Annotated in this window: 11 protein-coding genes; 2 read left to right on the forward strand and 9 right to left on the reverse strand. The window is 47.1% G+C overall.

Going from position 1 to position 13,928, the window contains the following annotated elements; all coding sequences use genetic code 11:
• Positions 1-15: 15 nt before the first annotated feature.
• Both PPHA_RS10930 and PPHA_RS10935 read right to left on the reverse strand, forming a co-directional pair.
• Entirely contained in the window at positions 16-849 is an 834-nt protein-coding gene (locus PPHA_RS10930) for a TIGR00282 family metallophosphoesterase (RefSeq protein WP_012508882.1), read from the reverse strand.
• A 105-nt stretch (positions 850-954) separates the two neighbouring features.
• Complete coding sequence (locus PPHA_RS10935; protein ID WP_012508883.1) at positions 955-2,196, reverse strand: RNA-binding domain-containing protein; 1,242 nt, start codon at positions 2,194-2,196, stop codon at positions 955-957.
• 351 nt (positions 2,197-2,547) lie between these two features.
• On the opposite strand from PPHA_RS10935, the gene PPHA_RS10940 reads away from it, so the two are divergent.
• Positions 2,548-3,174 (forward strand): murein L,D-transpeptidase catalytic domain family protein, encoded by a 627-nt coding sequence (locus PPHA_RS10940; RefSeq protein ID WP_012508884.1) that lies wholly within the window; start codon positions 2,548-2,550, stop codon positions 3,172-3,174.
• Positions 3,175-3,427: 253 nt separating this feature from the next.
• On the forward strand, positions 3,428-4,102 hold the full coding sequence (locus tag PPHA_RS10945; RefSeq protein ID WP_012508885.1) for a Cys-Gln thioester bond-forming surface protein: 675 nt from the start codon (positions 3,428-3,430) through the stop codon (positions 4,100-4,102).
• Between the two features lie 107 nt (positions 4,103-4,209).
• Here PPHA_RS10945 and PPHA_RS10950 read toward each other — a convergent pair whose 3' ends face one another.
• From PPHA_RS10950 to PPHA_RS10980, 7 genes are all read right to left on the reverse strand, one after another.
• Positions 4,210-6,435, reverse strand: coding sequence for an NADP-dependent isocitrate dehydrogenase (locus tag PPHA_RS10950; protein WP_012508886.1), 2,226 nt, complete (start codon positions 6,433-6,435; stop codon positions 4,210-4,212).
• A 388-nt stretch (positions 6,436-6,823) separates the two neighbouring features.
• Positions 6,824-7,690, reverse strand: a complete 867-nt coding sequence (locus tag PPHA_RS10955) for an enoyl-ACP reductase (RefSeq protein ID WP_012508887.1) — start codon at positions 7,688-7,690, stop codon at positions 6,824-6,826.
• A gap of 139 nt (positions 7,691-7,829) precedes the next feature.
• Positions 7,830-9,131, reverse strand: coding sequence for an ArsA family ATPase (locus tag PPHA_RS10960; RefSeq protein ID WP_012508888.1), 1,302 nt, complete (start codon positions 9,129-9,131; stop codon positions 7,830-7,832).
• A 94-nt stretch (positions 9,132-9,225) separates the two neighbouring features.
• Positions 9,226-9,810: a leucyl/phenylalanyl-tRNA--protein transferase gene (gene aat, locus PPHA_RS10965; RefSeq protein WP_012508889.1), complete on the reverse strand. Its 585-nt coding sequence runs from the start codon at positions 9,808-9,810 to the stop codon at positions 9,226-9,228.
• Between the two features lie 26 nt (positions 9,811-9,836).
• Positions 9,837-10,415, reverse strand: a complete 579-nt coding sequence (locus PPHA_RS10970) for a nitroreductase family protein (protein ID WP_012508890.1) — start codon at positions 10,413-10,415, stop codon at positions 9,837-9,839.
• 11 nt (positions 10,416-10,426) lie between these two features.
• Positions 10,427-11,458, reverse strand: a complete 1,032-nt coding sequence (locus PPHA_RS10975) for a glycosyltransferase family protein (RefSeq protein ID WP_041526856.1) — start codon at positions 11,456-11,458, stop codon at positions 10,427-10,429.
• A 44-nt stretch (positions 11,459-11,502) separates the two neighbouring features.
• A complete protein-coding gene (locus PPHA_RS10980; RefSeq protein ID WP_012508892.1) occupies positions 11,503-13,722 on the reverse strand; it encodes an ATP-dependent helicase in 2,220 nt (739 codons plus the stop codon).
• Positions 13,723-13,928: the final 206 nt, after the last annotated feature.

The raw sequence follows: 13,928 nt of genomic DNA on the forward strand, positions 1-13,928 counted from the left end.
TATTTCGATCATCCATTATCCCTGTATTACACCACGGTCGAATTCCGGATAAAAAATCCGCTGGATACCTACCGTTTTTCCGCTTGCCACGTCCATTGAGAGCAGTACTCCTGAAAAATGGACATCATCTTCTGCGCACTCATATTTGTGGGGTGTCTGGTAGAGCATCCGGTCTGTTGCGGACTTGATCTGCATACCGATGACGGAGTTATGCGGCCCGGTCATGCCTGCGTCGGTGCAGTAACCTGTCCCTTTTGGCAGAATGCGTTCATCTGCCGTTGGCACATGAGTGTGAGTACCGATCACAGCCGACACCTTTCCGTCAAGATACCAGCCAAGCGCTATCTTTTCAGCGGTAGCCTCTGCGTGAATATCAACAAAAATATGACGCACCTTATCCTTGCCCTGCTCCTTGATCTGCTTGATCGCCCAGTCTGCTGTTCTGAAGGGGCAGTCAATGGAGTACATGAAGGTCCTGCCCTGAAGGTTGACCACAGCAATATCTCCCAGCCCGTTTGGCAGCTTGTAGATGGCGTAACCCTTGCCATAGGTGCCTTTGGGATAGTTCAGCGGACGCAACACCTGCGGATGCGTTTTCAGGGTATCAAAAAAGTTGAAATTGCTCCAGGTATGGTTGCCTCCGGTCACCACATTGACGCCAGCCTCAAGAAGCTGGTTGAGCGCTTCGAGGCTCATCCCCTTGCCATGATGGGCGTTTTCACCATTACAGACAACAAAATCAACATGATACTTGCTGATAAAACTCTTCAGCATCCGGCCTACCATCTGGAGACCCGGAGTGCCAACAACATCACCGATGAACATGACGTTCAGGGTTTTCTGTGCCATACCTCTTTCTTAACCTGTTCTATTTCTTAAAAACGACTGTGCGGGGAAGTTACACAAAACAACAATCACTCCACCATGGCTTTCAGCAAGAGAGAATTTATGCCCCTACTCGCCCGCTCTTTTCCGATAAAGTATCGTTTTCAAATAATCCTCTGTAGCCTCAAATACCGGTTCTGCCTGATTGAACGTACGCATCAGGGGAATAACCTTGGTGCGCACTCCCATACCTCTTGCATCAACATACCCATAGTCACGCAGAATTTCCATGATCAGGGTATTGCGTGGAGAGCGTTGTCCGGCAACCATTTTGCTGACCGTCATTGAATTCTGGAGTTTCCCCGGGCTGATAACCTCCAGTCGATCAGAGTAGTTTGTCACCTCAATATCGACCGACCTTGTCCAGTCACGGTGAGCCAGAGCATTGACGACTGTTTCTCGAATGGCTTCCCATGGATAAAACCAGCTCTTTTCCCGCCGCATATTCTTATCAATCCCCGATGCCTCCTGAGTGATAAAAGGTTCTATAAGAGAAGAAAATTTTTCAATCAGACCTTCATCAATCAACTCTTTTTGCCCCGATGCAGAGCGTTGCCATCGCCCGACCAACGGTGCATCAAGCACAACATCGAGCAATGCCTGGTACTCTTTATCATTCCCCCGAAAAGCCATCATTCGCAATCCTGCCTGTCGAAGAAAACGGCGGGGCTTTATGCCAAAGCAGATCAATCCTGCTATCGAACATACGCTGTTTCCCATGCCATCATCGGCCATCAATCCCAGACCGATAAGGCGTTCAACCCACTCACTATCGGTTTGTGGAATCTCAGGGTCCTTGATTATGTCTTGCAGATAATAGGTAAGCCTGCTTTTATCAATAGTAGACAATGAGGTGCCCGCAACTGGCAAAACCTCAACATGAAGCAACCCGCAACTTTCAAACAGGCGAAGTTGCTGTTCACGTGAAGCAAGTTCAGATCGGTCGCCCATGCGGATATAGACCTCTTCGCGGTTGTTGTGGCGCACCACGTAGGGTTTTGATATTCCGGCAGCAATCGTTATCACCCCGATTCGTAAACCCTTTTCCAGCTCAATCTCTTCATAGTAAGGAATGATTTGCGGGTGTACCTTGTCCCTGAATGCATTCAAAATCCACTCCTGGGCATGAGCACGCTGGAGGCCGGTAAACTCTCCATTATCCTCAACGCCAAGGAAAATCCGGCCACCCTGAACATTTGCAAAGGCAACAATCTCTTTTGCCAACTGCTCAGGCCGGATATCATCACGTTTAAATTCAACACCTGAATTCTCACCATTGGCAACCATTTCGAATAATTCAGCTTTCAGCATAAGTCACCTTACCATCCATACTTTGTTTTTCGTTGATTCAATACAGTTGTGCTGCTTTTTTCACTTGCTCCGTTGGTGCGTACCCATTCATCAATCTCATCCTTTTTGAACTTCCATAAACGCCCTCCCCAAGAACGTATTATCTGTTTAAACGGGTATTAAACTGAATTTTTCTGTCGTCTCAACCTGTTCTTATCCGGTTTTATCCGACTAAAACGGGATAAAACTACACTATAAAAAGCGGAATGTCAAAGGCAGATGCAGCAAGAGTTGCAGCAAGGGAATTGAAAAGTAGTATTTTCGGTATAGACGCAAGACACATCGCAGAGAACATACAAAAACGGATAAAAGATGAGCGCTCAACAAAAAAAAGCCTTTTATGGCGCTCTGGTGGCGCTCCTGCTTTTCGTTCTTGGTGGAACTGTATTGCTTTACCTCCCGGAAAAAGTATCTCCACAGGCTTACCGGGCGGCGATTGCGGCTCTCGAAACCTATCGAGCAGCTCATCCGGAAATGGGAATCCGATACCTTGCGGTGGTGGATTATTCGAAGCCCTCCTACATAAAGCGCATGGCGGTGATTGATCTTGTGAGTGGTGAGGAGTGGTTTTACCGGGTAGCGCATGGAAAAAATTCCGGCGACCTGTATGCAACCCGCTTTTCCAATACCCTTGATTCGGGTATGAGCAGTACCGGACTTTATAATGTGCTTGATGCGTACACGGGAGACCACGGAATGGCCGTGCGCCTTGAAGGGCTTGAACCAGCAAGAAACGGCAATGCATTCAGCCGCGATATTGTGCTGCATTCGGCTGATTATGTCTCACTGGGCTATATCATACTGAACCTCGTCACCTTGAACGGCCCGAGAATCGGCAGAAGCAATGGCTGCTTTGTGGTATCGCCCGGCGATATTGATGATGTGGCACAAAAACTCAGCCACAAGGGACTTCTTTATGCCTGGAGTAGCTCCTGGTAACTCACTCCCCATACACATCCCTGTTATCCCCGCACTTCTTTCCATCCCTTTCCAGTATATACGGCGCATATATTGCTCCTATACAAAACAAATGCATCATATAGTGCGCAGTTGATGTTTTTTCCATCTGAATACTTGGTACGAAATATATTTTTATATACATTCTCTATATATAAAGACACTACTCGCATATAATATATATGCGCCAGACACTACAACCCTATTGCCATTTAAACTTAAAAATCCCGAAAAAATGAAAACGATTCTTTATGCGATTATCGCAGTTGCAATCATGACAATGAGCGGGATGGCTCATGCAACAGAGGTGATTAATCTTCACATAGGCGGATCCTACTCAAACATTAAATCTATCGTGAAGGGTGTCCATAAATCAGAGGGGGGAGGTTCTATTGACCCATCTTATCTTAACGAAAGAGCGCTCAAATATCTCTACTGTGTTGATCTTTTTACTCCTGTCAATGTAAATGATAATTATCCTTATACCACCGTAAATAACTCAGCTATAATCCATGGCAATCCTGTAAAAAATGCAGGCAAGGTCGCTTATCTGTTAGGAAATTATGGCATTGGTGGACAGGGAGAGCAGGCAATAGCTCTTCAGGCCGCTATTTGGCATGTAGTTAATGAAACAGGAGTGTATGATCTGGATATTGAGTCATACGGATCCACCTCCAACATAGCAACTCTGTACAATAAATACATCAATGAAGCGACTACTAATTCCAGCGACGTGTCGAAATTCCTCTGGATCAATCCCGGAAAAGATGTAAAACATACAAACTACCAGGGTCTGGTTTCCAACAGCCCGAATCCCGAGCCAAGTACATATGTTCTTCTGTGTCTCGGCGGTTTGTTTGTAGCATTCCGCCTCAGGAAATCTTCAGGAACGTCAGCAGTTACCGTTTGAACTCTTAAAAAAAAGATGATTGCTGAATACCGAGAAAAAAGAAACAACAGAAAAGCCCTGAATAAACCGGGCTTTTCTGTTGTTTCAATGCTTTTGTAATCAGATAATCAGAGGACGTCAATAATAGCGTTAAAGGTGGCGCTGGGACGCATGGACTGTGTCGTCAGGGCTTCATCCGGGTTGTAATAGCCACCCATATCGACTGGTTTTCCCTGTGCGCCAATCAGCTCTTCGTTGATTTTTGCTTCATTGTCGCCAAGTTGCTGTGCAACAGCGGCAAAACGGCTCTGCAGTTCCTGATCTTCCTGCTGTGCGGCAAGCGCCTCTGCCCAGTAGAGTGCAAGGTAGAAGTGGCTTCCCCTGTTATCGATCTGGCCAACTTTACGGGCTGGTGACTTGTCGTTGTCGAGGAACTTGCCAATGGCCTGATCGAGAGTCTCGGCCAGAATCCTTGCCTTGTCGTTGCTGAACGATTGGGCCACATGCTCAAGCGATGCGGCAATTGCTGAAAATTCTCCGAGGGAGTCCCAGCGCAGATAGCCCTCTTTCTGGAACTGCTGCACATGTTTTGGAGCGGATCCGCCTGCACCGGTCTCAAACAGACCGCCACCGTTCATGAGAGGTACAACCGAAAGCATCTTGGCACTGGTGCCAAGCTCGATGATCGGGAAGAGATCGGTAAGATAATCGCGAAGCACGTTACCGGTGACCGAGATGGTATCCTTGCCTGCCCTGATTCTTTCAAGAGAGAAACGCATGGCCTCAACCGGAGTCAGGATACGGATATCGAGACCGGTGGTGTCGTGCTCCTTGAGATATTCTGTCACTTTATTGATGATCTCTGCATCATGAGCCCTCTTGCTGTCGAGCCAGAAAATTGCAGGCACTCCGGTTATTCTTGCCCTCTTGACGGCAAGTTTTACCCAATCCTTGACCGGAGCATCCTTTGCCTGGCACATCCTGAAAATGTCACCCACTTCAACAGCCTGTGCGAGCACGGTCTGGCCAGCAGCATCAACAACATTAATTGTCCCGTTTGCGGGCGCTACAAAGGTCTTGTTGTGTGAACCGTACTCTTCTGCCTGCTGAGCCATAAGCCCAACGTTTGGCACACTGCCGATGGTTGCCGGATTAAAGGCGCCATGTTGTTTACAATCCTCAATGATGGCCTGATACATGGTTGCATAGCAGCGGTCGGGAATCATGGCTTTCGTATCGTGAAGCTTGCCGTCAGGGCCCCACATCTTGCCGGAATCACGAACAACCACGGGCATGGATGCATCAACAATGATATCATTCGGAACATGAAGATTGGTGATACCCTTGTCGGAATCAACCATGGCAAGTGCCGGACGGTTGGCATAAACGGCATTGATATCAGCTTCAATTTCAGCTTTTTGTGCCTCAGGAAGTTTCTGGATTTTGGCATAGAGGTCACCAAGACCATTGTTCACATTCACGCCAAGCTCTTTGATAAGTGCGGCATGTTTTTCAAACACATCCTTATAAAAAACGGTAACGGCATGACCGAACATGATGGGATCAGAGACCTTCATCATGGTGGCTTTCAGATGCAGCGAAAGCAGCACACCGGTAGCTTTTGCATCGGCAATCTGCGCTTCAAAAAAGTTGCGGAGTGAGCGAACATTCATAACGGATGTATCAATAATCTCACCGGCAAGTAACGGAGTATTCTCTTTCAGAACGGTTGACTGACCTGCATTGTCGACAAACTCTATGGTAACTGCGGTTGCTTCGCCCACCGTAACAGACTTTTCACTGCCATAGAAATCACCGGCACTCATTGAGGCGACATGTGATTTGGAGTCGCTGCTCCATGCGCCCATCTTGTGCGGATTTTTCTGTGCAAAGGCTTTTACCGAAAGCGGCGCCCGACGATCGGAATTTCCCTCACGCAAAACCGGGTTTACAGCGCTGCCAAGAACCTTGGCAAACCTTGTCTGAAGCTCTTTTTCTGCTTCATTTGCAGGCGCTTCAGGATAATCAGGGATGTTGTAACCATGCTCCTGAAGCTCTTTGATAGCGGCTCTCAACTGGGGAATTGAGGCACTGATATTCGGCAGCTTGATGATATTTGCTTCGGGAGTCAGTGCAAGAGCACCCAGTTCAGCAAGGTAATCGGGTATTCTCTGGCTTTCAGTCAGATTTTCAGGAAAGTTTGCAATAATTCTTCCTGCAAGTGAGATATCCCTGGGCTCAAAATCAACGCCAGTACCCCTCGCAAATGCATTGAGAATGGGAAGGAGAGAGTAGGTCGCCAAAGCAGGAGCCTCATCGATCTTGGTATAGATAATTTTTGCTGTTTTTGCCATCTGTAATAGTGTCGTTTTAAGTATTTTTGGAAATTATTCGAAAAAGATACTCAGGAAAAAGAATCTCATGAAATCGCACAGAAGCGAGCGCCGCTCCAACTGAAACGAAAACGAAATATAACTGCTGTGAAAGCCTCCGACAAACATCTACACCGACCATACAAAAACGGACGCTGATAATCAATGCGCCCGAAGCGGGATGGTGAAAAGAGCCGTCAGGCGATAAAATACGTAATAGTACTGACCGTATTTTTCTGTGCATCACTCAGAATGCACAGAAAAACAGAGCGGCCATATCATCTTTAGAGGGAACCCGGACACTTGTCTGTCAAACAAACGAAAACAACGCTACGGCCTCATCCTCCTGCATACAGAAGGAAGGAGGAGGTCACTCATCGAGACCCACCCGTAATGCAAGCTCCTTGTCATTGAGCACCTCATGAGCAAGCTTGATCATGGGAATGGTCGCTCCCATCGAACTGTAACCGCCATCGTGGAACAGGTTCTGCATGGTGACCTTGCGGGAAAGATCACTGAGAATAGTCATGCAATATTCAGCACACTCTTCGGCAGAAGCATTTCCAAGAGGCGACATGAGGTCACTATACTCGTACATTTTTTCAAATCCAGGAATACCGCTTCCTGCCTTGGTATAGGTTGGACTCTGCGATATGGTGTTAATACGGATCGCCTGCCTTGCAAGCCTTGGTCCATAACTGCGGACAATGGATTCAAGCAGCGATTTGGCATCACCCATATCAGAGTAGGTCCAATAATTTCTCTGTGACGCGATATAGGAAAGAGAGAGAATACTGCCGCCCTTATTGATTGCCTCATTCTTCAAAGCATAAGAGACGAGCCGATGCAACGACAAAGCAGAAACATCAAGGGTTTTGATAAACCACTCATAGTTCAGATCTTCATAGGGCAACTGCTTGCGAATATTCTGTGACATCCCGATTGAATGGACAATAAAATCGACCGAACCCATTTTTTCCTTAAGTTCCTTGAAGCATGCATCGACGTCCTCATTTTTCGACGCATCACAAACAAACATCGGAGCATTACCGCATAGGGTCGAGAGTTCTTCAATATTGCCGAAACGCAACGCGGCCGCAACATTCGAGATGGCGATCTCTGCGCCCTCCCTGTAGGCATGAAGCGCAATCTGCCAGCCGATACTGCTTTCATCAAGCGGGCCGAATACGATTCCCTTCTTCCCTTTCAACAAACCATAGTGCGCTTTCTCGGGCATGATATAAGCTGATTCTTTAACAAAAATTGGGGTAAATTGCCGTTAATTCAATGTTTTAAACATTGAAGATACAAGATTCCCGTGAAAACTTAAACTCTTTCCCCTGAATTTTTCTTCCTGCGGCTGTTCCCCACTTTTACTACAGCTTCATTCGCCTCATTGAACGCAGTTTATCAAGCACATTTTTATTCACGCTCAACTCCTGCTCCTCTTTTTCAACAGGAATATCTCTGAATACCACGCGAAGAAGATTATCCTCCCGGATATACTCTTCCATTTCAAGACTGTAGAGCGCCCTTGGAAGAGTTATGATTCTTTGTGCCCTGTCTACAGTGACAACGATGTCCGTACCCATGCGGGTGACAAGCACCTCTTCGGCATCCTTGAGAAAGGGTACCTTGATACAAAGAACTTCGCGATGATCTTCCGTTGCTGCATTTTTTTTGCTCTCAATCCAGAAGTTCTTTCCGGAATAAAAAATCTTGTCAGGAAGCTGTTCGCCAAAAACCAGTTTGCTGATATCATGCAACGCATCCGGCCCGATCGGTTCTGTTCTCTGCAAATGACAGCGGAAGACCGGAGTAGGGTAAAAGGAGCTGTCGATCTCCATCAGATATTTACTGTGCAGATCGGCCCAGAACTCAAAATACTCGCCGACCGTTTTTGAGGTAGGCAAAATTTTGTTGATCACAATACCGTCAACATTGATACCGTAAAGATGCACGAAAGTATAGGCGCGCTTTGTTTCAAGAATGGAGAGCTTCTCAGGGTTCAGCACCAGTCGGAAAGTAACCTCGGGACTGAGAATAAACTTGTTGATATCCTCCATCTGCTTGAGAAGCACATTGACCTCATTAAAAAAGTCATCATCCGGGATGGATTTTCCGCTCAACGGACGAGCCAGTGACGACATACTTTTATAGAGCTTGAAAAACTGCTTGCCCATATTTCCGCCAATAATGATTTCAGGGTAGGCGAGCAGGCGAAGCGTATTCCCTGTAGGAGAGGTGTCGAGCACCACAGCATCCCACTTCCCTGATTGCGCCTCATCCAGCAGACGACTCAAGGCAAAAATTTCATCAAGACCTGGCTGGGTGGTCAGCTCGGTAGCCATACCGCTGTCAATACCCTTGTTTTTGTAAGAGGTAGAGACGAATTTCTGAAAACCGGACATGTTCTTTTTAAGCTCGTACACCGTATCAACTTCAAGACCGTAAAGATTTTCTTCGATCTTCTGGGGATCATTGCGACTGATACGAACATTAAAAACATCCGAAAGCGAATGAGCAGGATCGGATGACATGATCAGAACCTTTTTGTTCTGCCTTGCCAGTGCGACCGCTGTTGATGATGAAATGGTAGTTTTTCCGGTTCCCCCTTTTCCTGAATAAATGATAACTCTTGTCTGCGATTGATTTTCCGTTAAGTCCCTCGACAACATAAAAACTCCCCGGTTAAAGGTCAATAATCCAAAAAGGTCTCCCCTCTTCGGGAAGGTAAAACTATCGTTGCACAAAGTACGATTTTTCGCCTGCTTAGAGAAAAACAATCTTTTTTTGCAATGCATGAGCGAGTTGCCGCATATACTCCTCATGTTCAATCTCAACAGCGCCCAGCCTCTGGAGATGGGGGTTCATGATCTGGGCATCAAGCAACAGGTACCCTTTTTCTCTCAAATGGAAGACCAGATGGTCAAATGCAATTCGTGATGCATAAGAGCGGCGGGAAAACATCGACTCCCCAAAAAAAGCGCCACCAAGGGCAATACCATACAAACCTCCAACAAGCTCACCCTGATACCAGCTTTCAAAACTATGGGCAATACCGAGGCTGTGAAGCTTGGTATAAGCCTCAATAATCTCATCAGAAATCCAGGTCTCATGATCATTTTTTCGTGGCGCAGCACACCCTTTGATCACACCCGCAAACTCTTTGTCAAGAGTCACAGTGAACTCTTTTTTTCTGGTCAGGCGAAGAACATCACGCGAAGGGCGATAGGAGTCGAGACAAAAAACAGCCCTTTTGTACGGTTGACACCAGTACACTTTTTCATCCTCAGGGTCTGACATCGGGAAATAACCGCGCCGATACGCTCTGAGAAGTTCGTCAATACGGATCATAAGCCGTAAAATAACACCATAGGGGGTTAAAGAAAGTTCAGGAGAACATCATCAACCACTCTTTTTGGAACATGATGAAGAGCGTTCGCATCCCTGTAATAGCGAACCGAATCATCATCGCCCATCTGGTCAATAACAACCGTTTCGATGGGTTTTCCCAGAGCAATAACCATGAGAAGAGCAAACCTTTCCGGGATTTTCAGCAACTCTCTGATTTTTTGGCGATTGAGAGAGCCAAGAATGCATCCTCCCAAACCCGAAGCTGTTGCGCCAAGAAGGATGGTTTGGGCTGCGATGCCACTGTCGCAGGCAAAGTCACTGCTTATTGAGAGATCACCAAGCATGACAATATAGGCCTGGGGACGCTCACCCTCAGGCGGGCCTGACCAGTCAGCAAGGTAACCTGCCCAGGAAAGAGAGGGGTAGAGGGCCGTGGCGAGAGAAGGCTCACAAACAGCAATAAATTTCAGGGGCTGAAGATTTTTCGACGAAGGAACATAACAGGCCAGCTCCACAAGATCCCGCACAACATCTTCGGCAACCGGTGTTGCCCCGTCAAATCTCCGGTAACTCCGGCATTTTGTTACAAGCTCCCTGAAATGCATGATGATGCTTGTCAAGACTGATCCGCCCAGGCGGCATCAGTATATTTCGAAAGCTGATCCCACTGGCCACTGCCTATCCATTCAGCAATATAGTCGACCGTTCTGGCGTAGAGCAATGGCTCACGGCAGGGTTTCTGCAGCCACTCTGCAAGAAGAGCGCCATCAAGCGTATCCATCGCCATACCATACCCAAGTTCTACCAGACCAAGTGCATTGGATTGCTGTTCAATCTGACCATCGAGAGGCCTGAGCAACAGCTTTTTTCCAAGATGAAGCGCTTCACCAGGAAGCTCAAATCCGGCATTGCAGACAACGCCATTGCAATCCATAAGATCGGCGAGAAAACCTGCGCGGGAATACCCCCTGAAATGCAAATGGCCCTCATCACGATCCTCATGCACCTTCCCGTAGATATAAAACTCATACGCGCCAAATGGAGCCAGAAAGAGCTGAATGTCTTCAACCTCTTCAAAAGGAAGATAGACAAGAATTTTTTTCCCGATTACCGTCACACTCCGATGTGCATAGAGCGTAGCGGGAATAACCGGCGGGAAAATTGGCTGGTCAAAATGGCTCCAATGGAGACCTGCATTGTAGCGGGCAGGAGCAAAATTCAGGAGGATCTGTTTTTCAAAAAAAGTTCCCCGGCCCATTGGAATATCATATTTGAAAGCATATTGATGACCGAAACCTACAGAGGGAATATTTCTTGTTCTGGCCACCATTGAGGTAATCGGATCGAAATCAGTAATAATCAGCTCTGTCCCTTTGGTATCAAGCGTCACAATATCCGCCATCAGACGAACGAGGTCAAGCTGAAGCATCGTTTCGAAATAGTCCATCTTTCCCTTGTAGGTGACCAGTGTCATCCCCTTCATCACCCGGTATGGCTCAAATACCTCTACCTCTTTCAACTCCTCCTCTTTTCTGCCGCTGATAATCACCTCAACATCGTGACCATCCTCCTTGAGCTTTCGAACAAGCTCCCGGCTGCGACTGATATGACCATTTCCCGTACCCTGAACACCGAAAAGAATCTTCATACTGCGGAACATTTAGATGTGAAGTACAGGAACTCCGACACGGGTTACTGCTGAATCCTGAGATTGGCATACTGAACCATCAGCGTCTTCTCCCCTGCATTGCGAAACGTTATCCGGACTTTCTGCTTTGCGCCGCTACCCTGCACATCAAGCACAACTCCTGGACCAAAAACAGCATGATGCACCATCGTTCCCTCACGAAAAGCGGGCTGTGAAGACTTTGGCAATACCCCCGCAACAGCAGAGGAGGAGGTTGCCGTTTTTGACTGATACCCTCTTGAAGGAGATGAAAAACCGGAAGCCACTTTTTCCTTTGCCTGACGATCAGAAAGAAAATTACCACTCTCTGTCTGCACAATCGAGGCATCGATCTCACCAATAAACATCGATCTGAGGCAATGGTGCTGCTGCCCGTACTGATAACGGCTCTGCGCCCAGGAGAGAAATATCTTCTCCTGCGCCCTCGTCATTGCAACATAAAAAAGCCTTCGCTCCTCTTCAAGCTCTTCAGGCTCATAGCAGTGCAGGGGAAAAAGCCTCTCCTCAAGACCTGTAATAAAGACAACAGGAAACTCCAGGCCTTTGGCGGCATGTACCGTCATCAAAGAGACGTAATTATCCGATTCCTGTGTTTCATCATAATCAGAAGCAAGCGAGATATTCTCCAGAAAATCACCAAGAGAGCCTGTATCCGGATTGTGATCAGAAAAATCCCTTGCCATGGAGAGCAGCTCCTGAAGGTTTTCATAACGCACCAGCGATTCAGGAGTATTTTCTGTCTGCAAAAGAAGAGGAATGGAGGTCAGCGTAAAGAGTTCTGTCAAAACTTCGTACACCGTGCCATCTACCGCCACTTTTCTGAGCGTTTCAATAACAGCGCTGAATGAGCTGAGAGCATTGACAAGTCGCGGCTGAAAACCACCCTCACCTGAGTGCAGAATAGCTTCATAGAGGCTTATTTGACGATCTTCGGCAAATTCCCTGAGTTTGGCGATACTGACATCACCGATTTTTCGGGGCGGGAAATTGATAATCCTTAACAGCGATTCGCCATCACGGTCATTAAGAATAAAACGCAGGTAGGCGACCGCATCCTTGATCTCTTTGCGTTTGTAAAAGGAGACGCTGCCGAAAATCTTGTAAGGAATCTTGTGCTGACGCATGACATCTTCAAGCACCCTCGACTGGGCATTGGTACGGTAAAAAACCGCAAAGCTCCGAAATTCGAAGCCTTGCTTCAGACGCAGATTGCGAATCTGCTCCCCCACCCTTTCAGCCTCATTCCGCTCATTATAGGCCTCAATAAGCGTCAGGGGTTCACCCTCATTACGGTGTGAAATCAGCTCTTTTTTGATCTGCCGCAGGTTACAACTGATCACGTTGTTTGCTGCCTTGAGGATATTTCCCGTACTGCGATAATTCTCAACGAGCTTGAAGGTCAACGCATCATGGTAATCGTCCTGAAAGTTCAGGATATTGGAAATATCTGCGCCCCGCCAGGAATAGATCGATTGTGCATCATCACCAACTACAAAGATGTTGCGATGTTTTGCCCCAAGCATTTTTGCGACAAGATATTGTGCCCGATTGGTATCCTGATACTCGTCAATCATGATATAGCGGAAAGTCTCCTGCAACTCCTGGAGCACCTCGGGGTGCGCATTGAAGAGCTCAAGCGGCTTGATAAGCAGGTCATCAAAATCGAGGGCATTGTTCTCCTTCAGCTTTCTGGCATACAATTCATAGATCTGCGACGCCTTTTGCTGATTGTAGTCGCTGGCATTGCGATGAAACTCTGAAGGAAGAATAAAACTGTTTTTTGCCCGGCTGATAAGTCCCTGAACCGTATTGACGGGGACCGACTCAACAGAAATATTGAGTTCAGCCATCGACTGCCTGATCAGGCTTTTGCTGTCCTCACTGTCGAAAATTGAAAAGTTTTTGTCATAACCAATCAAATCAATGGAGTTGCGGAGAATACGCGCAAAAATAGAGTGGAAGGTACCAATCCACAGGCCACGGGAACTGCCTTGATGCAACAAGGTGTCAACACGGTGACGCATCTCACCTGCAGCCTTGTTGGTAAAGGTGAGTGCAAGTATATTTTGGGGAGAGACTCCCTCGTTTCTGATAAGATATGCAATACGGTAGGTAATCACCCTTGTCTTGCCGGAACCAGCTCCCGCCAGTACCATTACTGGCCCGGTCGTAGCGATTACGGCATTGCGCTGCACTTCATTGAGATCGTTTAAAAAATCCGTCAATACTTCTCGATACCTGTTAACAGTTAGAGCGCTCTATCCACCCTCGTCCATTCGGAGAACGCCAAAATCTCCAGTTGAATTTCGTACATCTTTGCCCCTTTTACAAATCAGAGCAAAACAAATCCTTTTGCCTCTTTTTTAATGAGTAGCCCACTCACTTTTGGCTTTCAGAGTTACTATATTTGAGCGCGATGTTATTGCCACCT

The organism is Pelodictyon phaeoclathratiforme BU-1, from assembly GCF_000020645.1.
GTDB lineage: Bacteria > Bacteroidota > Chlorobiia > Chlorobiales > Chlorobiaceae > Chlorobium > Chlorobium phaeoclathratiforme.

Coding starts and splice junctions, on each gene's coding strand:
- PPHA_RS10930 (WP_012508882.1), bottom strand. CDS start 849: ATGGCACAGAAAACCCTGAACGTCATGTTCATCGGTGATGTTGTTGGC.
- PPHA_RS10935 (WP_012508883.1), bottom strand. CDS start 2,196: ATGCTGAAAGCTGAATTATTCGAAATGGTTGCCAATGGTGAGAATTCA.
- PPHA_RS10940 (WP_012508884.1), top strand. CDS start 2,548: ATGAGCGCTCAACAAAAAAAAGCCTTTTATGGCGCTCTGGTGGCGCTC.
- PPHA_RS10945 (WP_012508885.1), top strand. CDS start 3,428: ATGAAAACGATTCTTTATGCGATTATCGCAGTTGCAATCATGACAATG.
- PPHA_RS10950 (WP_012508886.1), bottom strand. CDS start 6,435: ATGGCAAAAACAGCAAAAATTATCTATACCAAGATCGATGAGGCTCCT.
- PPHA_RS10955 (WP_012508887.1), bottom strand. CDS start 7,690: ATGCCCGAGAAAGCGCACTATGGTTTGTTGAAAGGGAAGAAGGGAATC.
- PPHA_RS10960 (WP_012508888.1), bottom strand. CDS start 9,131: ATGTTGTCGAGGGACTTAACGGAAAATCAATCGCAGACAAGAGTTATC.
- aat (WP_012508889.1), bottom strand. CDS start 9,810: ATGATCCGTATTGACGAACTTCTCAGAGCGTATCGGCGCGGTTATTTC.
- PPHA_RS10970 (WP_012508890.1), bottom strand. CDS start 10,415: ATGCATTTCAGGGAGCTTGTAACAAAATGCCGGAGTTACCGGAGATTT.
- PPHA_RS10975 (WP_041526856.1), bottom strand. CDS start 11,458: ATGAAGATTCTTTTCGGTGTTCAGGGTACGGGAAATGGTCATATCAGT.